At 53.1% G+C, this 20,501-nt stretch carries 16 protein-coding genes and 3 pseudogenes; 9 read left to right on the top strand and 10 right to left on the bottom strand.

Annotated elements, in window-relative coordinates; genetic code table 11:
- Window positions 1-129: 129 nt before the first annotated feature.
- From DQX05_RS19465 to rlmD, 6 genes and pseudogenes are all read right to left on the bottom strand, one after another.
- Window positions 130-870, bottom strand: a pseudogene (locus DQX05_RS19465) (dihydrolipoamide acetyltransferase family protein); the annotation flags it as partial.
- 248 nt (window positions 871-1,118) lie between these two features.
- Window positions 1,119-1,225 (bottom strand): annotated as a pseudogene (locus DQX05_RS33250) (DinB family protein); the annotation flags it as partial.
- A 202-nt stretch (window positions 1,226-1,427) separates the two neighbouring features.
- Window positions 1,428-2,018 (bottom strand): DUF3238 domain-containing protein, encoded by a 591-nt coding sequence (locus DQX05_RS19455; RefSeq protein ID WP_119795140.1) that lies wholly within the window; start codon window positions 2,016-2,018, stop codon window positions 1,428-1,430.
- 127 nt (window positions 2,019-2,145) lie between these two features.
- Window positions 2,146-2,565 (bottom strand): annotated as a pseudogene (locus DQX05_RS19450) (GNAT family N-acetyltransferase); the annotation flags it as partial.
- Window positions 2,566-2,798: 233 nt separating this feature from the next.
- A complete protein-coding gene (locus DQX05_RS19445; protein WP_119795138.1) occupies window positions 2,799-3,506 on the bottom strand; it encodes a DNA alkylation repair protein in 708 nt (235 codons plus the stop codon).
- A 43-nt stretch (window positions 3,507-3,549) separates the two neighbouring features.
- Entirely contained in the window at window positions 3,550-5,073 is a 1,524-nt protein-coding gene (gene rlmD / locus DQX05_RS19440; RefSeq protein WP_259392115.1) for a 23S rRNA (uracil(1939)-C(5))-methyltransferase RlmD, read from the bottom strand.
- A gap of 380 nt (window positions 5,074-5,453) precedes the next feature.
- Between rlmD and recQ the strand changes: the two genes are divergently transcribed.
- The 3 genes from recQ (at window position 5,454) to DQX05_RS19425 (ending at window position 9,525) form a co-directional block, all read left to right on the top strand.
- The gene (recQ, locus tag DQX05_RS19435; RefSeq protein ID WP_119795136.1) at window positions 5,454-7,283 is read left to right on the top strand and encodes a DNA helicase RecQ; all 1,830 of its coding nucleotides are present in this window, start codon (window positions 5,454-5,456) and stop codon (window positions 7,281-7,283) included.
- On the top strand, window positions 7,280-7,690 hold the full coding sequence (csaA, locus tag DQX05_RS19430) for a chaperone CsaA (protein WP_259392114.1): 411 nt from the start codon (window positions 7,280-7,282) through the stop codon (window positions 7,688-7,690). Before recQ ends, csaA begins: the two co-directional genes overlap by 4 nt.
- A 71-nt stretch (window positions 7,691-7,761) precedes the next feature.
- Entirely contained in the window at window positions 7,762-9,525 is a 1,764-nt protein-coding gene (locus DQX05_RS19425; protein WP_119795135.1) for a B12-binding domain-containing radical SAM protein, read from the top strand.
- A gap of 662 nt (window positions 9,526-10,187) precedes the next feature.
- Here the strand turns inward: DQX05_RS19425 and DQX05_RS30945 are convergent.
- The 3 genes from DQX05_RS30945 to DQX05_RS19415 all read right to left on the bottom strand — a co-directional run bounded on the left by DQX05_RS30945 (window position 10,188) and on the right by DQX05_RS19415 (window position 12,430).
- Complete coding sequence (locus DQX05_RS30945) at window positions 10,188-10,355, bottom strand: hypothetical protein (protein ID WP_182914823.1); 168 nt, start codon at window positions 10,353-10,355, stop codon at window positions 10,188-10,190.
- 331 nt (window positions 10,356-10,686) lie between these two features.
- Window positions 10,687-11,289, bottom strand: a complete 603-nt coding sequence (locus tag DQX05_RS19420) for a hypothetical protein (protein ID WP_182914822.1) — start codon at window positions 11,287-11,289, stop codon at window positions 10,687-10,689.
- A 367-nt stretch (window positions 11,290-11,656) separates the two neighbouring features.
- Window positions 11,657-12,430, bottom strand: coding sequence for an effector binding domain-containing protein (locus DQX05_RS19415; RefSeq protein WP_119795134.1), 774 nt, complete (start codon window positions 12,428-12,430; stop codon window positions 11,657-11,659).
- 177 nt (window positions 12,431-12,607) lie between these two features.
- On the opposite strand from DQX05_RS19415, the gene DQX05_RS19410 reads away from it, so the two are divergent.
- The 4 genes from DQX05_RS19410 to DQX05_RS19395 all read left to right on the top strand — a co-directional run bounded on the left by DQX05_RS19410 (window position 12,608) and on the right by DQX05_RS19395 (window position 17,387).
- A complete protein-coding gene (locus DQX05_RS19410) occupies window positions 12,608-13,372 on the top strand; it encodes a TrmB family transcriptional regulator (protein WP_119795133.1) in 765 nt (254 codons plus the stop codon).
- 165 nt (window positions 13,373-13,537) lie between these two features.
- The gene (locus DQX05_RS19405) at window positions 13,538-15,160 is read left to right on the top strand and encodes an ATP-binding protein (RefSeq protein WP_119795132.1); all 1,623 of its coding nucleotides are present in this window, start codon (window positions 13,538-13,540) and stop codon (window positions 15,158-15,160) included.
- On the top strand, window positions 15,157-15,879 hold the full coding sequence (locus tag DQX05_RS19400; RefSeq protein WP_119795131.1) for a response regulator: 723 nt from the start codon (window positions 15,157-15,159) through the stop codon (window positions 15,877-15,879). The genes DQX05_RS19405 and DQX05_RS19400 overlap by 4 nt, the downstream gene beginning before the upstream one ends.
- A gap of 176 nt (window positions 15,880-16,055) precedes the next feature.
- Window positions 16,056-17,387 (top strand): CitMHS family transporter, encoded by a 1,332-nt coding sequence (locus tag DQX05_RS19395; protein ID WP_259392113.1) that lies wholly within the window; start codon window positions 16,056-16,058, stop codon window positions 17,385-17,387.
- Window positions 17,388-17,469: 82 nt separating this feature from the next.
- Here the strand turns inward: DQX05_RS19395 and DQX05_RS19390 are convergent, their stop codons facing one another.
- The gene (locus DQX05_RS19390) at window positions 17,470-18,738 is read right to left on the bottom strand and encodes an esterase/lipase family protein (protein WP_119795129.1); all 1,269 of its coding nucleotides are present in this window, start codon (window positions 18,736-18,738) and stop codon (window positions 17,470-17,472) included.
- Between the two features lie 316 nt (window positions 18,739-19,054).
- Between DQX05_RS19390 and DQX05_RS19385 the strand changes: the two genes are divergently transcribed.
- Both DQX05_RS19385 and DQX05_RS19380 read left to right on the top strand, forming a co-directional pair.
- Window positions 19,055-19,723, top strand: coding sequence for a GntR family transcriptional regulator (locus DQX05_RS19385; protein ID WP_119795168.1), 669 nt, complete (start codon window positions 19,055-19,057; stop codon window positions 19,721-19,723).
- Window positions 19,724-19,949: 226 nt separating this feature from the next.
- On the top strand, window positions 19,950-20,420 hold the full coding sequence (locus DQX05_RS19380) for a flavin reductase family protein (protein ID WP_119795128.1): 471 nt from the start codon (window positions 19,950-19,952) through the stop codon (window positions 20,418-20,420).
- The last annotated feature ends 81 nt before the right edge of the window (window positions 20,421-20,501 follow it).

The raw sequence follows: 20,501 nt of genomic DNA, 5'->3' as shown, positions 1-20,501 counted from the left end.
TCCGTGGAAGAGGCTAAGGAGGTGCTGGCATTATGCTCAGCTCCGGATTGCAATTGAACGAAAGGCCAAGCCGTTAAATAACCGGCTTCATCCTGATTGGCCTTGCGAATTTGTTCCGCCTCAATAGTCTTAATACAACTTGGTATTCAACTCGTAGCTTTCCAGATTCTCTTTCACCCTTTGCAAAAAACGTCCGCATATGACGCCGTCGAGAATGCGGTGGTCAATGGATAAACATAAGTTCACCATCGAGCGTATCGCAATCATCTCGCCGATGACGACGGGCTTCTTCACGATGGACTCTAACGTTAAGATGGCTGCTTGCGGATAATTAATGGTTGGGCTGGAGGAAACGGAACCGAACGAGCCGGTATTGTTGACCGTAAATGTCCCCCCTTTCATATCGTTAGGGGTCAGTTTGCCAGAACGGGCTTTTTTCGTGAGGGAGTCGATAGCCAGGGCGAGACCGGCTATACTTTTCTGATCGGCGTGATGGATGACAGGTGATAGTACGGAATCCTCGTTCCCAATGAGCAGGGACAGGTTGATATCGCGTTTGACAATAATTTTGTCTGCCGCCCACGCAGCGTTCATGATGGGATAATCTTTGATCGCGCTAACCACCGCTTGGACAAAGAGGGGCAAATACGTAAGATGAATCCCTTCCTGACGCATAAACTCATCTTTGCGCTTATTCCGCAGCAATACTAAATTGGTAACATCCGCTTCTATCATCATCCCGGCATGAGGGATTTCCGTTTTACTCAGCTTCGTACGCGAAGCGATAGTATGGCGAATAGGGGTTACATCGATAACGTAATCGCCGGCCCCGGTGACCTGTGTGTCAACTTCTGTCCATGGAGTTGGCGGTTGATCATCGGTTTGATGATTATCAGTGAGACGTTGTGGAGCAGACAGGTCCTCCAAAATCATTCCTCCATTCGATACCCTGTAAACGAATAAACGAATTTAGTAATTGCTATTAGTATCAGATACTAATTATGATATCCCAATCATTGGAATGCTTCAACTATCTATTTTGACATCCGCCAACAAGTCACCAGCATCATACGATAGCCGGCTTACCAACAAAAAAGAGGGGTTCACTGCCCTCGTCACTACTTTTTCAAGATTCCCAATATTCTATCCATGGCCCGACATCCGTACTGTATCTCTTGGCCATGACCCGAACGATCTGAGCCATATGCGTTAAATCATGGCTCATGCTTGTCATGCAGGTGAGAATAGCGATCGAACGGGGGAAAGGGTGCTCCTTCCCGTGATTCATGCCAAGCTCCTGTTCCCGATTCCATCCATAAGATATGCCAGCTTTTGGTCTATATTTAGCAGTTTATCGTATTTTCACGGATTTCTGCTGCATCGATATGGGTTTGGGTGAGGGAGAAGCCGAAGCACAGTATGAGGGTTTAAGGAACGAATTTGTCTACTATACGTTCCATCGGAGGGAGCAGAGACAGGGGCGTATCGCCTGTAACGCGCGGATCGTGAGTATAGATGGTAACCGGCTCGCCCTTATCTACACGTTTATAAATTTCATGCGCTGGAAACCCGTCATGGCGCCCCTTAATGGTTACTTTTCCTGTATTGTCAACCGCTACGTCATACTCCCAATCTAGAGGAGAAGCGTCAGCGTTCAAAGGGTTGGACGCACTGCCTCGTATGAAAAACGACGCTGACGTGCTTGAGATACTCTCATTCGAGATGGTCAGTCCGGAATCAGAGGCATGGCCGAATACTTCCCGCAAAACTTTACCGCTGCTTAGTTCAACGGTTCTTTCGATTGTCGGGCCTGTCGATCGAAAATGTTGTATTTCCGTTTTCTCGAAATCCACGACAATATGCTGTGCCATTTTCGAAAGCTCGAGTTGATCTTCGGTGTAATAAGTAAAGCTTCTGTTGTTGCCATTGAATTGAATGAGCGCATTCGCGGTTCGCTTATGCTCTATCCATGCTTCCGGAATAAATGCAGCGAAGCGTATCTCGACAATGTGTGCCATAGGAACAACCTCCTTTTATTGATTGATGAACACCCATGCTGTATAGTCATTATCGATATATATGCCGAATTGAAAAGCGAAAGCCGCTATTTTTCACAACGTATCGTCACCATCAATGGAAAAAAAATTAGACAGTACCCCTAGTGCCCGAAAAAATATAATGAGTTTTACCGAAAATAACAGCTTCTTTTTCCTTGGAGAATCCGATCTTTTCAGCTACACGTATCGATGCTAGGTTTTGGGGAGCGATGATGCTTATCAACCTGCTTAACCCTAAACGGTCAAATCCATATTCCTTGCAAGCTGTGGCTGCTTCCGAAGCATAGCCTTTGCACCAATAGTTTTTGTTAATATGGTAGCCGATTTCAACCTCCGTTTTGCCGTCTACATTTTGATTAATAAGTCCGCAGTCCCCAATAACCTGTCCCGAATCCTTCAGACAAACAGCCCATAATCCATAACCGTCATTCGCATATCGGTCTTGATTTCTCATGATCCAGGCTTGGGTTTGCTTGTAGCTAAAAGGAGCCGGATAATACGCCATCGTGGAACCAATTTATTTTGTACCGATGCGTTTTACATAAGCCTGTAATTCCGCAAAAAGTCGGCATTTTTCATTTCGCCATTCATCAGCTCAAGAGTGAAGGCTTGATCGATTTCCACAACCCTTCCGAATTTTAGGAAGAGTCTAGACACCGATGCATCTTATTTTTAATCAATTCTCACAAGTATTGAACAACTCTCCACATGCACCGTATGCTGAGTGCAGCACACTTGGATTTAACACCTTACATGTTTGCGTTTGAAACCAAGCTGCCCTTTATCTACAGCCTTTTGAATATTTTCGAAAGCGTGTATGAGCTTGCTTTTGGTCTTGTCCCGTTTGACTTTTACCGGGCCTACTGCCTTAGCGGTCTCGACGGCCTTATCATGGAGCGGCAAATAAGATACAGCGACTGTGTACATAAAATTGTTCATCGCGTATTTCGCTCGTTCGGGAGCATCGTGAATCGTGCGTTCCACCAGATCAAGCATACCGGCAATTTTGTCTTCGGAGAATTCACCATCTGGACGATTCCCCAACAGCCAGCAGTAACAGCTCCAGCCCGCCGACATTCTCAACTCTTCTCCGCTTGCGATCCATTTATCGGCAACCTTTTGTGCGATATCTGCTTCCGCCAGGGTTACGGCAACCACATAATCAGACAGCATGTAAAAATAAGCCGCATCCATCCAACGGTCATAATCCGCTTCCGTCATCGCATTGGGGTCTGCAATGATGCCGGCAAAGTACATAGCGTCGTAGTTCCCTGTCGCGTAAAGCTGCTCGGCCAGAGGTTGATTGATTTTTGTTTTCTTGAAGATGGGCTTCATCTCGCCTGTCGCCACGCCAAAAAGCGGTTCATGTGCGCCGTTGGATATATACATCTTCTTGAGTCGTTCCTTGCCGAGAGCTTCAAGCTCCTGCATTACCATTTCAAAATTCATTGTTTAACACTCCCCTCTTCGGTTGCCGTTAAGATTATAACAATCAGCTCCATCCATTTAGCCTAGTATCATTACATTTTGTCAGCAACACACAGCACTCCACATGCGCCGTCTGCGGGAACATGTCCACCGGCTGGACGGAGGCCAGTTCGTAACCGCCGGCCAGCAGCGCTTTACAATCCTTCGCCAAGGTGGACGGATTGCAGGAGACGTAGACGAGCCGCTTCGGCTTGGCGGCGAGGATGGCCCGCAGCAGACGCTCGTCGCAGCCGGTGCGCGGCGGGTCGACGACGATGACGTCGGGACGGTAGCCGTCCTTCACCCAGCGGGGAAGCAGCGCTTCGGCTTCCCCGGCATAGAAGGCGGCGTTCGTGCGGCCGCTGCGCTCGGCGTTCTGGCGGGCATTGTCGACGGCCTCCGGGATAATCTCGATGCCGCGCACCTCGGCCGCATACGGCGCGAGCCAGAGGGCGATCGTGCCCGTCCCGCAGTAGGCGTCGACGACCCGTTCCCGCCCGCTCAAGGCCGCGGCCACGCGTACCGCCTCGTACAGCTTCAGCGTCTGCTGCGGGTTGAGCTGGAAGAAGGCCCGCGGTGACAGTGAGAATTTCACGTCGCCGAGCGAGTCCTCCATCGTCGGCTTGCCCCAGAGAATGCGCGTCTTGTCGCCGAACACGAGCGACGTCTTGCGTGTGTTGATATTGTGCGCAATTGTGGTCAGGTCGGGTACCTTCCGCAGCAACTCGCTGACGAGCTGGTCGTTCTTCGGCAGCGTCTCCGTACCCGTGACGAGCGTTAATTGCAGGTCGTTGGACTGGAAGCCTGTCCGCACGATAATCGTGCGGACAACGCCGCTGCGGCGCTTCACGTCATACGGCGCAATGTGCAGCCGCTCCAGAATCGCCTTGACCTCCTCGACCGTCTGATTGATGCGGTCATGCTGGATCGTGCAGCCCGTAATATCGACGAGCTGATGGGACTGGGCCTCGTATAGTCCGGCGACGATGCGGCCGTCCCGTCCGGCGCCGAGCTGCAGTTGGGCTTTGTTCCGGTAATGCCACGGATCGTCCATGCCCAGCATCGGCTTGAGCGGCAGCGCCTGCCCTTCGATGCCGGCATAGCGGCGGAACGCCTCCCGCACCAGCTCCTCCTTCGCCCGGAGCTGGCCCTCGTAAGCGAGATGCTGCAGTTGGCAGCCGCCGCAGCGCTCATACACCGGACAAGGCGGCTGGCGCCGGTCCGGCGATTCCTTCTCGTACGCCGTCACAGCGGCGACGATATGCTTATCGTGCACTGCGCTTACCTTCGCCCGCACGACCTCGCCCGGAAGAGCGCCGTCGAGGAAGACGGCTTTTTTCCGATAATAGCCGACGCCTTCTCCGTTAATGCCGATCCGCTTGATCGTGACGACGATGCGATCACCAATCTTCACCTGCTCCGCAGAGGCATCGGTCACCCCTGGCCGCGCTCCGGCAGCACCGGGACGCGGTCCCTTTTTCCAAGCTGCCCGCTCCTTAGGTTTGCTTCCTCTATGACTCCGGTCTGTACCGGTTCTTCGTTCGTTCATGTCTGGTCTTCGCTCCTGCCTTCAGATTCAACTGCTCTCACTATAGCAAAAAGAATGGGTGGGCGCCAACCGACAGCAACGGGGCTTGAGCACCAGCAGTGAGAGGAAGCATACAGGCAAGCTAGGACGGGCCACTAGGGTCGATGTTGCATATGGCCTGATTCTAATGCCCAATGATTGATACTTATGGACGGGGGATATGAATGCCCCGGGCTTCGTGTTTGTTGAATGCGGCCTTAATGCAGCAGCCAATATCAAGACCGAAGAGGCGGGCGCGAATTCAACCTTGCCCCGAGAGAATCCGGCTTGGCCCTCCCAACCGGCTTCGCGTTAGGTTATACTAGAACAATAGCAGGGAGAGCGAGAAGGAGTTCGAGGATATGATATCAATGGACCAAGCACGGAGCACATTGAAGCGGGTGTTCGGCTACGATGACTTCCGCGAGGGACAGAAGCGAATAATTGAATATATATTAGAAGGTAAAAATACGGTAGGCATTATGCCGACCGGCGGCGGGAAGTCGATCTGCTACCAGATTCCGGCGCTGATGCTGCAGGGTGTGACGCTGGTCGTCTCGCCGCTCATCTCGCTGATGAAGGATCAGGTCGATGCGCTGCACAGCTTGGGCGTAGAGGCCGCGTTCATCAACAGCACTCAGGAGATGGGGGAGGCCGGACGAATTGTGCGCCGGGCGGAGGAAGGGCGGCTGAAGCTGCTCTATGTCGCGCCGGAGCGGCTGGAGAGCGAATGGTTCCGGGAGCGGGCGAAGTCGCTGCCGATCGCGTTCATTGCGGTGGACGAGGCCCACTGCGTGTCGCAATGGGGGCATGATTTCCGCCCTAGCTACCGCGCGATCGCGCCTTTCCTGAAGGAGCTGGAGGAGGCGGGACGTCCGCGCCCGCTCATGGCGGCCTTTACGGCTACCGCGACGCCGGAGGTGACGGAGGACTTAATCCGGCTGCTCGAGCTTGGGGAGCCGGAGCTGGTGGTCACCGGCTTCAAGCGGGACAACCTGGCGTTCGCCGTGCTGCGCGGGGAGGAGCGCCGGGCGTTCACGCTGAATTATGTGCGGGAGCGCACGCATCAGCCCGGCATCATCTATGCCTCGACGCGGAAGGAAGTCGAGGATCTGTGCGAGATGCTGCGGAAGGCGGGTCTTGCCGCCGGCCGGTATCATGCCGGGATGTCGGACGAGGAGCGCGCGCATATGCAGGAGGCGTTCCTGTATGACGACCTGCGCGTCATCGTGGCGACGAACGCCTTCGGCATGGGCATCGACAAATCGAACGTGCGTTATGTGCTGCACTACAATATGCCGAAGCATATGGAGGCGTATGTGCAGGAAGCCGGGCGCGCGGGCCGGGACGGCGAGCCGAGCGAATGCGTGCTGCTGTTCCATCCGCAGGATATTTTGACGCAGAAGTTTTTTATTGAACAGAGCGAAGCCGCGCCAGAGCGGAAGACGCATGAATATAAGAAGCTGCAGGCGATGATCGATTACTGCTACACGACCGGCTGCCTGCAGACGTACATGCTGCGCTACTTCGGCGAAATGTCGGACGAGACCTGCGGCATGTGCGGGAACTGCAAGGATGAGCGCGAATCAATCGACATTACGACGGAAGCGCAGAAAATTTTCTCCTGCATCTTCCGGATGAGGGAACGGTTCGGCGTCTCGATGGTCGCCTCTGTGCTCAAGGGATCGCGCAACAAAAAGGTGGTCCAATACGGCTTCGAGAAGCTGCCGACGCATGGGGAAATGCGGCATTTGACCGAGAAGGCGATCGCCGATTTGATTTATGTGCTGATCGCGGAAGGCTATTTGCAATTAAGTGAAGGACAGTATCCGGTCGTCCGCTTGCTGCCGCCCGCGGCCGAGGTGCTAAAGGGGCAGCGCCAGGTGACGCAGCGGGTCGCGACCTCGCTGAAGCCGAAGGCCGCCGGCGCGGTCGACCAGACGATCTTCGAGCAGCTCCGCCTGATCCGGCGCGAGCTGGCGAGCAAGGCGGGCGTGCCGCCTTATATCGTGTTCAACGACAGCACGCTGCGTGAAATGGCGGAGCGGATGCCGAAGACGGAAGCCGAGATGATGCTCGTCAAAGGGATCGGGGAAGCAAAGCTAAAACAATTCGGCGAGCCGTTCATGGCCTTCTTCCGTCAACGGGAAGAAGAGTCGGCCCGGCTTGACGCACAGGAGGAATGGGCATGATGGATTCGAATAAGCATAGCAATGGCGCCGATACGGGCAGCGTGAATGCGGCGGAAGAAGCGCAGCCGCAAGTGGCCCAGGCGACCATCGAAGATTTCATGAAGCTGGATATCCGGATCGGCACGATCGTAGAGGCGTCTCCACTTGACAAGGCGCGCAAGCCTGCGATCAAGCTGTTGATCGATTTCGGCCCGCTCGGCCTGAAGCGGTCGAGCGCGCAGCTTACGGTTCGCTATACGCCCGAAGCGCTGATCGGACGCCAGATTGCCGCGGTGGTCAATTTCCCGCCGCGGAAGATTGCGGGCTTTCCCTCGGAGGTGCTCGTGCTCGGCGGCGTGCCGGAAGAAGGGGACGTCGTGCTGCTGCGGACAGACGAGGCGGTGCCGAACGGAACGCCGATTGCATAGGCCATGGCGCAAGGCGAGCCGGACAGGATGCGGCCTGGCGGCACTTGAATGACCGATAGAAGGGAGTCAACATGAAAGTCGTACTATCCACATTGAACGCGAAATATATTCATACTTCGCTTGCCATCCGCTGCCTGAAGGCGCACTGCGGCGACGAGTTCGACGTCGAGCTGGCGGAGTATACGATCAAGGATCCGGCGATGAATATCGTCTCCGATCTGTTCCGCCGCGAGCCGGATGTCATCGGATTCTCCTGCTATATCTGGAACATCGAGGAGACGATTCGGGTCATCGGCATGCTGCGGAAGGTAAGGCCTGAGCTGCGCATCGTCCTGGGCGGGCCGGAAGTATCCTATGACACCGGGTACTGGATGAACCGGCTGCCGGACGTGGACTTCATCGTCATGGGAGAAGGGGAGGAGACCTTCCTGCATCTGCTGCGTGAGATTCGCGACGAACAGAAGTATCACTTCGTGTTCGGCCTCGCGTACCGCAAAGGGGATGAGGTCCGCATCAATCCGGGCCGTCCGAAGCTTGACCTGAACGCGATCCCGTCTCCGCACCGGTTCGCGGAGGATTTGCCGCATCTGGGCAAACGTGTCGTCTACTTCGAGACGAGCCGCGGCTGTCCGTTCAGCTGCCAATTCTGCCTGTCGAGTATCGAGGTCGGGGTCCGCTACTTCGATATCGAGCGAACGAAGGCGGATCTGCTGTTCCTGATCGACAACGGGGCGAAGCTGATCAAGTTCGTCGACCGCACGTTCAACATCAAGCGGGATTACGCGATGGAAATGTTCCGCTTCCTGATCGAGAACCACCGCGGCTGCGTGTTCCAGTTCGAGATTACGGCGGACATTATGCGGCCGGAGGTGCTTGATTTCCTGGCGGAGAACGCGCCGCCCGGCATTTTCCGCTTCGAGATCGGCGTCCAGTCGACCAATGATTCGACGAACGAGCTCGTGAAGCGGCGTCAGAACTTCACCAAGCTGACCCGCACCGTAACGAAGGTGAAGGACAGCGGCAAAATCGATCAGCATCTCGATCTGATCGCCGGTCTGCCGCTTGAGGACTATGGAACCTTCCGCAAAACGTTCAATGATGTGTTCGAGCTGCGTCCGGAAGAGCTGCAGCTCGGCTTCCTGAAGATGCTGCGGGGCACCGGACTGCGCAATGACGCGGACAAGTACGGATATGTATATATGGATCAAGCCCCCTACGAAATGCTGAGCAACGACGTGCTTCCCTTCAGCGATGTCGTTCGCCTGAAGCGGCTGGAGGATGTGCTGGAGAAATATTGGAACGCCCACCGGATGGACTATACGATGGAGCATCTGATGCAGGAGGAATTCGATTCGCCGTTCGATTTCTTCCAGGCGTTCGGCGATTTCTGGGAAGCTAACGGGTGGCAGAAGATCGGGCATCAATTGGAGGATCTGTTCGTGCGCCTGCAAGCCTTCCTAGACGCGCACGGTCTGCGGCGGCCGGACGTGGCGAGCGGGCTGATGAAGCTGGACTACTTCCGCAATCACAAATACAAGCCGCGCAAGACGTGGTGGGAGACGACCGTGCCGAAGGAAGAAGCGGCCCGCGTCATGCGGCAAGCTGCCGAGCGGCCGGAGGACGTGTCCTCCGTCTTTGCGGGGCTGGGCTTGAGCGAGAAGGAACTGCACAAGCATGCCGTTGTCGAGCGGCTTCCCTTTGCATGGAAGGCAGATGCCGTCCAAGCGGCGGGGAGGCTGGATGTGGAGGACGCCCCGAGCTATCTGCTCGTCGTCTATCAGCAGACAGAAGACGAGAAACCGCTGCTCTTTTCCATCGGGGCAGGTGCCCAGTAACGAAAACAATTTGGAAGCGCCGGTGGATTTGCGTCCCCGGCGTTTTTGTGCAATATTATAGAATTTATAAATTTTTTGGGGGGGAAACAGACTTCCGCCTCAGGGTGAATCGTGGCCGGCGCTGAAGAGTCAAAACGCTGAAGAGAAGCAGCACATTGAATTAGCAAAACTGCGCGCTAATGTGATTCTATGAAGGTGCTGTTCTATAAGTAGTTTCTACCTACATTGAGATAGTCCCCTCTGCTTCTCATAGCTTGACTTGCCGAAAAGCTGCGAAAACTCCCATGACGTCTACGACGTTACAGTTTTCCATTTTGACGTCTACTCTGTGACCGACATTCCTGCAAGACGCAGGCTATTGAGAAAGTCCAAGGTATTTTTCGGCACTTCATTTGGACTCGTCTCTCAGTAGAAAAAATTGATTAAAAACGCTCTGAGTGCCAAGTTTTGGTTAGGAAAATGGATAATCTCCACGCTTTCGTAAAAAAGGAGTTTCCAACGGCCTGAGACCTGCACACTTTCCCTAGACACGCCTATTCGGTAAGCGAAATCCGCAAAACTGCACGATTTGTCCAATCACGTCTATTCGGTAGGCGAAACTGCACGATTTGTCCAGACCCGTCTATCCGGTAGGCGAAACTGCACGATTTGTCCAGCCCCGTCTATCCGGTAGGCGAAATACTGCGCAAATACAGCAATTCGACATGGACGACTTCACCAGAAAGGAAATCCTGCAAACCTGCAGGAATTTCACCCGTTTCGCTACGACTTGGAGCAAAATGGCCTAAAATGATGTAGATTTGCAGCAATTCCTCGGGATGTGGACTCATTGAGCCGAAATTCCTGTAAAATGGCAGCAATTCCCTCGACACGTTCAAGCCCCAGGAGGCAACGATGCCTCCAGAAGGCGATGATGCCCCCAGGATCCGACACGTCTGTTGGATCCCGTAAATCAGGCTGTTGAGAAAGTCCGAGGGATTTTTTCGTGCCGTGAACCGGCCTGAGGCTTTGGGATAGGGCGGTTCCTAGCGAGCGGCGAGGGGCCGCAATCGCCGCTATCTGCGGTGAGGGCCGAGGCGGACGGTCACGAACAAAAGCCCGCGATATCCCGATCCTTGGAGCTGGTTACCCGCTCCGGTTCGCTGCTGCCTCCCATATTCTTCACGAAACGTTGGCCCGGTTCTCCCATGGCGCCATAAACGTCAAATAATTGCCCTCCGCAGAGATCTGGTAGGCGAGACTGCCCGGATTGCGCATGAAGTCTTCGACCGGAATAGGATCGACGCCGTTATCGCCGATCGAGGCCCGGCGCAGCTTCTTCACGTTGTCCAGCGCTGCGGCAGCTTCTCTTAACGTAACCGCTTCGTCGGCGCGGAGGCTGCCATCGCGATAACCGTGCAGCAGACCGAGCGACTTCGCCTGTTCCGCATAGGCGGTCAGGCTGCTCTCCCCGCTGTCTTGCCCGAAGGCGCGCACCAACATGCGGGCGGCCTCGCCGCGCGTAATTGCGTCATCCGGGGATGCGAGCTCGCCTTCCCGGAGCCAGCCTTCCTCCTGTGCGACCTTCATCGGATCGACGCCATGCTTGTACGTGAGCACTGTCACCGCATAGCGGATGAGCTCATTGGCCGTGACCTTGGCGGTCAGATCGGCCTTGGCGTCGACGGCCCCTGCCGTGACAAGAGAATTCACGCCATGGGCATACCAAGGCGCGGTGGAGCCTTTCTCTGCCCCCATGACGGTCAACGGCATGGAGCATGCCATGACTGCGGCCAGTATAGCCGCGACATTCTTTTCTTCAATTTGAACCTACCCCCTTCATGACTATGGAAGACATGCGAACATGCCGCTATCTTCTTCCATGTCCCGGCGGCTTCCATTCTTCAACGTCAGGTGAGCGCAGCTGCGATTATGTAGTATGGGCTTGACGGCGAGTATCCCGGTGTCCGCGTGCGTCATTGCCCGCAATGAGTACCTTCTTTTTTCCATTATATCCATCACATCGACCTAGGCGTTGTCAGACTGGGCCGCTCATCTTAATAATACGGGAGACCAAGTGAAAAGTAGGGGGGGATTTTTACCTCACCCGGAATAGCAGCCGCACCGAGCCGGCTGGCCCGGTGCCGCTTCATTATTGCACCGCGATATAAATATCCACCTGAGCGTCATCCGGATTGGCGCTCCGCTCGTCGTACCGCTCGAAATCTCCGGTGAACGTGCGCGTCCCCCCCGAGGACGCCGCCCATTTCCAGATGGCCGCCCATGCTTCCGGCACGACCTTGGCCACAGGTCCGCGTTCCGTCGTGAATACCGCATACTTCGCCGCGGGGACGGTGACCGTCGCGATTCCTTCCGGCAGTGCCGCGTCGGTAATGACGCTTGTGCCGATCAGCATCGAATATTCACCGGCCGCCCCATTCTCATAGTCATGATAACAGCCGTAGACGACGCCGGGCTCGGCCGCATTCGGAATGCGATCCAGCAGGCCTTCCTTCCAGAATTGGTCCCACATCTGCGGAATGACGGCCTCCGGCGTATATTCGCGCATATTCGAGGTGCGAGCCGAGATACCGGCCAGCATCATCTCTCCGCGCTCGACGATCTTGACCGTCTGCAGCTCCGGGATCGCCGTCCCTGCTTGATCAGCCCATCGCTTTAGCGTCGGAAGATAATTGTTCAGCATCGTTCGCGCAGCTTGTTCTTCCATCCCGTTCTCGACGACAAAGGGGACGCACACCTCAACCATCTCTTCCATCGTCATATCCGGCTGCTTGAAGGCTCCGCCCTCATAGCAATAGATGCAGTAATCCAGCACTCTATTGTTATCCTTGTCCGTTCCAAGCTGTTCCTCGCTGTGCAGCGGCATTCCGCAACTTTGGCATTCGCGTTGCAGGGTTTGTTCCATGAACATTCACTCCTCATCATATGATGGCTTTAGTATACGCGATGGAACTTGACAACCCTGTGTCAGGTTCGCTAAGGGAAATGGAACTTGTTTTTGGAGAGCGGATAGAACATGGTAAAATAAATAACAGGCATCTAAGAGATGGTAAGCTGAGTACGAAGGGAAGAAGGAGGAGCCATGCTTCAGAAATTTGGATTTTCCCAATATGAAAGCAAAGTATACGAGGCGCTCGTCTCCAGCGGCGAACCGATGGACGCGACGACTGTCGTGAAATATTCGGGCGTCCCCAAAGCGAAAATCTATGAGGTGCTGGCCCGGCTCATCGACAAGGGCGTCGCGTCCGACACGATCTCCGGCAAGAAGAAGCTGTATGCGGCGCTGCCGCTCCAGGTCGTCATCGACAAGCTGGCCCAGGAATTCGAGAACAGCATTGCCCAGCTGAGACGAAGCAGCGAACGCAGGGCGTACGTCGACGATCAGGTGTGGACCATCAAATCGGACACGAGCATTCAAGCGTACGGCAAGCATCTGATCGAGGGAGCGGAGCAATCGATTCTGATCTCGATGTGGAAGGACGACTTCGCGGCCTATGTGCCGCTCTTGGAACGGAAGGAGCAGGAGGGAGTCCGCATCGAGGCGATGGTGACCGGCTATCATGTGCCGCAGGCCCGGCTGTCGAAGCTGCATACCCTTACGCCGACGGACGAGCATCAGCGGCTGGAGCGGTTCGCAATCATCGTCGTCGATGGCGAGCGGCTGATGTTCGGCGGACTCGATCACGGGAACTGGCAGGCGATGCAGACGGGCGCGCAGCCGTTCGTCACCTTCTTCACGGAATTTTTCTACCATGATGTCGCGCTGGCGGCCATCTCGCAAAAATATTACCACGAGCTGATGCAGGACGAGGAAATGAAGGCTCTGTTGATGCAGCTTCGTTATTAGAATCGAAAACACTCTTGCATGGCTCTGCCGCTGCGGGAGTGTTTTTATGTTGAGTCCATTACGGGCATTCTCCCTTCTGCTCAGAAAAACAAGATAGTGATATAATGGAATTATTTGACGATAGATAACTCTAAAATATTGATTTCAATTTTTAGGAGTACTAGAATGGGCCGATTATTGAATCTGAAATGTAATTTACGGCTGAAGATGATTTTGCTTATCAGCCTCTTGATTATAGGAATCTGTGCAATTTTCGCGGTATTTTTGGAGCGGTTTATATGGAATATGGCCGAGGATCAGACCGGAAAACGAGCGTTGAATCTGGCGCAGAGTGTCGCGAATATACCGGAAATCCAACGAGCCTTCCGCTTGGACAACCCCTCCGTGGTGATCCAACCAATCGTGCACCCGATACAGCGGGAGACGGGCGCGGAGTTCATTGTTGTCGGGGATACGCAGGAAATCCGGCAGTCCCATCCCAATGTGAGCATTATCGGAGCCAAAATGGTCGGAAGCGATAATGACAGGGCCTTGCTTCATGGCGAGTCGTACGTATCGAAGAAGGAAGGAACGCTCGGGTTGTCGATTCGGGGGAAGGTGCCCATTTTTGATGAAGGGAAGATCGTGGGGGTCGTGTCGGTCGGTTTTCTCAATAATGATGTGCACCGCATCGTGGCGGACCAGAGCCAAGCCCTCTGGCTGACCTTAAGTCTCATAATTCTGTTCGGCATCGCGGGGGCTGTCTTCATTGCTTCTTATATCAAAAGATTATTGCATAATATGGAGCCCGAGGAGATCTCTCATCTGTATCTTCAGAAGGAAGCGATTCTGCAGTCCACGCATGAAGGCATTATCGCGGTGGATAATGATGGGGCCATATCGGCGATGAATAAAGCGGCCAAGGAGATTCTGTTCACGGATATGGCGCAGCAACAAACAAATTATGCAGGCGCATCCATTCAACAGATTGTTCCTTCCTTGAACAGGCATGGCAAGCAGAGAAGCCGCTTATTGAACCGTGAAATGGTGCTCGGCGAGGATGTCGTGCTCGTCAACCAGACTCCTATTGTAAGGGAGAATGCAGTTACGGGGAGCGTCTATACGTTCCGCGCCAAAACAGAGCTGGAAACGGTGACGGAGGAGCTGTCCCGCATTAAGCAATATGCGAATGCGCAGCGGGCGCAGACGCATGAGTACTCCAATAAGCTGCATATCATCCTTGGGCTGGTGCAGAACCAGCGGCATAAGGAAGCCATCGATTTTATTAAAAAGGAAAGCAATATGCAGCAGGCCAGGTTAACGTTTTTATCGGAAAAGGTAGAGGACCCTCTGCTTCAGGCATTATTACAAGGGAAGTTCAACCAAGCCAATGAGCTGGGCATCTCCATGGTCATTCATCCGGACAGCCGGCTGGAAGGCTCATTTGCAGACGAGAAGCAGGATGCGCTGTTAACCGCGCTGGGCAATGTCATGGAGAATGCATTGGAGGCGGTCAAGCAGAAGGAAGACGGCCAGCGCAAGGTGGCCATCTTTTTTACGGATATCGGGGAGGATTGCATTTTTGAAATTGAAGATTCCGGTCCAGGGGTAGCCGAGGCGGATATCCCCCGTCTTTTTGAGCAAGGATTTTCGACGAAGCAGGGCGGCCATCGGGGAACGGGGCTGGCGCTGTCCAAGCTGATGCTGAATGGCGTTGGCGGCGAGATTTTGTTAGAAGCAGGGGAAGGGGAGCTCGGAGGAGCTTGTTTTATGATTATCATGCCGCAGGATGAAAGGGGATCGCTGTGAAGGACTTGTTTTCGGTGCTGATTATCGAGGATGATTTTCGAGTAGCGGATATTCATCGTCAATATGTTGAAAAAACAACCGGCTTTGCCGTACCATACATCGCCAAGAGCCGAAAGGAAGCGCTGGCTTATATGGAACGCGGCGAAGCGGTTCCGGATCTCATTTTATTGGATGTATATATCCCGGATGTGGAAGGGATGAACCTGTTGTGGGAGTTTCGTCAGTCCAGTCATGACACCGATATCATTATCGTCACGGCGGAGAAGGGAGCGAAGTCGGTTCAGGAAGCGCTTCGCGCCGGCGTGTTCGATTATATCGTCAAGCCCGTAGATGAGGAGCGTTTCAGCTATACGCTGACAAAGTATAAGGAATACCGGAGCTTGCTGCGCTCCACCAAAGAAATGGAACAGACCGATATCGACGCTGTCTTCGGACTGCATCGCGCTTCGGGCACTTCCGCCAGATCGGATGGGGCGCTCCCGAAAGGGATTGACTCGATCACGCTGGATAGGATTCACCGCGTCTTCGCGCACAAGGAGATCGGCGGAATTACAGCTGTTGAATTAAGCTCCGAGCTCGGCATCAGCCGTTCGACGGCACGGCGTTATTTAGAATATTTAGTGTCCTTGAAAAGGGTCAAGGCGAAGCTCATCTATGGCACGGTAGGAAGGCCGGAACGAAGATATATGATCTGTGACACTTATGAACAAAATCGGTAAAATGAGCGATATTATTTTTATGCTCACAATATTTATCCTCCGCCTCAACTGTGATAAATTTCATACTAATCTACAAAGGATTATGCTTTACACCGAATTGTAAACGCATTCATATGTTGTGAAATGAGGTTATGTGTGAAACGCTGGCAAGCACATCACGGAAAGGGGATATCCTATTGAGCCTTAGTTTGATTGGTCTGATTACGATTTTAATTATTGTCGGCTTGCTTATCAGCGGCAAAGTGACCCCGATTGTTGCCATGGTCATACCACCGATCCTTGGCGCATTAATCGCGGGGTACAGTTTTACGGAAATCGGCGGCTTTTTTGGCAACGGCGTCAGCTCGGTTATCAATGTCGCGATTATGTTTATTTTTGCGATTATCTTTTTTGGCATTATGCAGGATGTTGGGCTCTTTGATCCATTAATTAATAAAATGGTCGCTGTTTCACGCGGAAGCGTGGTAACCGTTTGTGTCGGAACCGTTCTGGTGGCCGCGATTGCCCATTTAGACGGGTCGGGAGCTTCGACCTTTTTAATTACGATTCCTGCGCTTTTACCTGTTTACAAGCGCTTACAAATGAACCCGTATTTGCTGCTCCTGTTAGTTGGGGGAAGCGCAAGTATTATGAATATGATTCCGTGGGCCGGTCCTCTGGGACGAACGGCTACTGTCCTGGAAGCGGATGTCACGGAATTATGGCAGCCGCTCATTCCTATCCAGATCATCGGCATGGTGCTCATGATTGGACTGGCCGTACTTCTCGGCATCAGGGAGAAGCGGAGAATCATCCGCAAGTACGGCTCCTTGGAGGTTGCCGCCACGCTTGAAGCGACAGCTGCAGGGCCGGATGCTTCCGCTTCCGTCCAGACCGGACCAGCGAATGGTCTCGCTCGTCCTAGATTGCTGTGGGTCAATGCTTGCCTGGCTGTCGCGGTCGTGGGCGTGCTCGTGGCCGGAATTATCCCGGCGGGCCTAGCCTTCATGATTGGGGTAAGCATCGCCTTGCCGCTTAACTTCTTCAAGGTGAAGGATCAGATGGAACGGTTGCGCGCCCATGCGCCCAATGCGCTCACGATGGCTTCGATCATTCTTGCGGCCGGCTTATTTTTGGGGATACTTAACGGAACCGGCATGCTTACAGCCATCGCGAATGATGCCGTGACGATACTTCCAGGCAGCATCGCGCCATACCTGCATATTATCGTCGGCTTGCTGGGCGTGCCGTTCGATTTAATCTTGAGCACGGATGCGTATTACTTCGCCCTGCTGCCTGTCGTCGATCAGATTGCTTCCGGCTTCGGCGTCGCTTCGCTGTCCACGGCGTACGCGATGGTGATCGGCAATATCGTCGGCACGTTCGTGAGCCCGCTGTCCCCGGCCTTATGGCTGGCGCTCGGGTTAGCGGGCCTGGAGATGGGCCGCCATATCCGTTATTCGCTGTTCTGGATATGGGGAATCAGTATTATTCTCGTCGTTACGGCTATATTTATGGGAATTATTTGAAGATGAATAGCGGCCTTAATTGTTACTTGTTCATGGACCTTGATTGGCTTTGCGCCGATCAAGGTTTTTGTTTTGGGCTCCCTCAATCCCCAACAGGCAAACCCGCAACCATTTTCGCTACGTTCTGAAAAAAATCATCCGTTCGCTTTATCCCCAGTCCCACCACGTCGAGATGATCCCAGGAATCCATGAGGCCCATATAGTTCCATTTGCCGGGCTGTGGCTTTCCGCGATAAGCCACGATGTGATCGGTTGACCCGTTTTTCGGCCCGTCCATGGAGATCGTGTTGACCAGGCCATCATTCGGCCACCATGTCCGATCGATGGTGACATGTCCCGGGGCATGATAGGTAAAGGAGCCGACAAAAAAGCTGGACGGCAGTAAAAACGGATTCATAAACGTTTTCGGCACATGCCAGCCCAAGATCGGAACCCGATAGGAGCTGTTGGCCGCAATTGAGAAATAGTAGACGCGGGGCTGCGCCCGTACCCGCTTGTTCAATTCTTTGGCCCCGTCAGGGCTTAAATCCCATTGCGAGCTGTCCTTCGATAGCGTCCAGAATTCGCTGTTTATGACGCGTTTGGAATAATGGAGCCATGATTCATCGGGCAATCGCTTCAGCCCCCATTGATCCAATTTGAAATCATATAGAGGGTGTTCAAAGTTGCCGACTGCTGCGGCAACCACCCCTATCAACTGATGAGTATAGGGAGCGACTCCTTCAACAAAGTGCGTGAAGCTGGTGCCGTCATGCGGCGTGGCGATGGACACGAGGCTGCTTACATGCGGCAGCGGCCGATCGCTAAATAATGGCGATAGCTCGGATGAAGCGGCAGCATCGCGCTCGGCGGCGTCTCCGTTCTCCAGCAGATGGACCAGTATCCGTGCGGTTTGTCCCCCCATGCTATGGCCGATCAGATGAATCTTCCTCGGCTGCCCCGTATCCGGATCGATTTCTCCCCACTCCGGGTACAGCCCTTCATACGTTCTTCCATATCGCGCATGACCGTACATTTCCGAGTGGGCTTTGCCGTAATCCACGGTGCCTCCCTTAATCTGCGCATATAACTCGCAGGCGCGGTCCCAATTGCTCGATACCGTTCCTACCGTGGCCGTGAAGACGGAATACCCGTCTGTACGCAGCTTCTCTTGAATATCGCCGAAGCCGCCCCAGTATTTAAAACCAAACATCTCGTCTCTTCCCCAGCCGCCAAATCCATGGACGAGCACGATGGGGTAATCATTGTTGGCATGCGTGGCCTGTGCGCGGGCAGACGGCAAGCCGACAAGAAAAATAGAGTAGAATAGAAGAAAAAAGAGCGCCACATAAAGTGACAGTTTGCGGATCATAAACAGCCTCCTTCGCATTGTAATCGCTTTCAATGGGGTTGTTGGCAAATTTCCTTCTCATCTTCTGCTGCACTGCTGCTGGATTCATGAAGACATCAATGGAACTCCTGATGCGAGTATGCATGGCGGGTCGGTATAACGTGGTGTGGCGGCAAAGATATTATGTTCTACATACATATTTACCATATGAAACCATAAATTACAACTCATTGAATCCAGCTTAACGCAGCTCTCTCCTGGTGCAAAGCGGGGCGATGTGGCGCTTACCTTATACAAAGCACTTGAAATCATATATGATATTATTTATGATTATCATATGAAAACGACAAAACCAAGTGTAAATAAGAAACAGTTAGCTTATGATTACATTCGCTCGCAAATTGTGAACGGCGTGTTCGGATCCGGCTATCGCATCGTGATTGATCAGATTGCCAAAGAGCTTAAACTTAGCATTATCCCCGTTCGGGAAGCGATTCGCCAGCTCGAAGCCGATGGCTTAATCCAATACAAGCCATACAGCGGCGCGATAGTCAGTAAAATCAACGAAGAAGAATATATGGAGACATTGGCCGTGTTGGCAGTCCTTGAAGGATATGCGTCTTCACTCAGTGCCAAGCGAATGAATCCGGGTGGCATTCGGCTTCTGGAACAGATTAACCACAGCATGAGCGATGCATTGTATGAATTTGAGTTTGAACAATTCAGTGAATTGAATCGTAAATTCCATGATGTCCTGATCGACAATTGCGAGAATAAGTATTTGAAGGAACAAATACGTCATTGCTGGGATCGCCTCGGCCGAGTTCGCAAATCCGGTTTTCCCTTTATGCCCAAGCGTGCCAAGGAATCGATAAAAGAGCATGAACAGATGATCGCGATGATCAAGGAACAGAACCTTGATGAACAATTCGTGCGTCAGCATAAGCTCAATACCGTCAAAGCTTTTAAGGAGCGCAAAGATTCGGATATCGTACTGGATACGTAGCCGCAGGACCTTTAGGGGTGCTTAATCAGCACTCCTTTTTTTTCTATCAGGAGAAAATATTTGGATCGGCATGGAAGGGTGCGAGATTAAGCATCACACATCAATTGATATATGATCAACTAATTATATAATATATTAAAATATAAAATAAAATATAGTATATTGGTTGAAATCATATATGATTTATTGTAGAATGAACTCATTCTAAAGTATGGGAGGTTTTGGAATGGACGATAAAGCTTTTCGAAGGGCCATGGGCAAGTTCGCCACGGGCGTTACCGTCATCACGACATGCTTGCAAGGGGAAGTTCACGGCATGACTGCAAACGCTTTCGTCTCGGTATCTTTGGATCCCAGGTTGATTTTGGTGTCGATAAGCAAGAACGCCAAAATGCTTGAAACGATGAAAGAATCCGGAGCATTTGCCGTTAGTGTCCTGAGTCAGGAACAGAAAGAAATGTCGGTATATTTTGCGGGTCAGGCGAAAGAGCGGCGGGAAATCGAATTTACGTGGGTGAACGATATGCCCGTCCTGCCTAATTCTCTGGCGGCGCTTGTCTGTGACGTGTATGATGCGCATGTCGCCGGCGACCACACTTTATTTATCGGGAAGGTTAATCATATAACGACATATGAGCTTGAACCCTTATTATTTTTTGGCGGCAATTATCGAATGCTGCAGGCCTCATCGCTCTAAACTCAATGGCCGCCCCACCTTTGTAAGTCTCCCTCATCTAGAACGACCACCACAACTACAGTTTCGTTCAGCTTGTTACGC

Source organism: Paenibacillus thiaminolyticus, assembly GCF_003591545.1.
GTDB lineage: Bacteria > Bacillota > Bacilli > Paenibacillales > Paenibacillaceae > Paenibacillus_B > Paenibacillus_B thiaminolyticus_A.
This window is presented reverse-complemented; position numbering and strand designations above follow the sequence as displayed.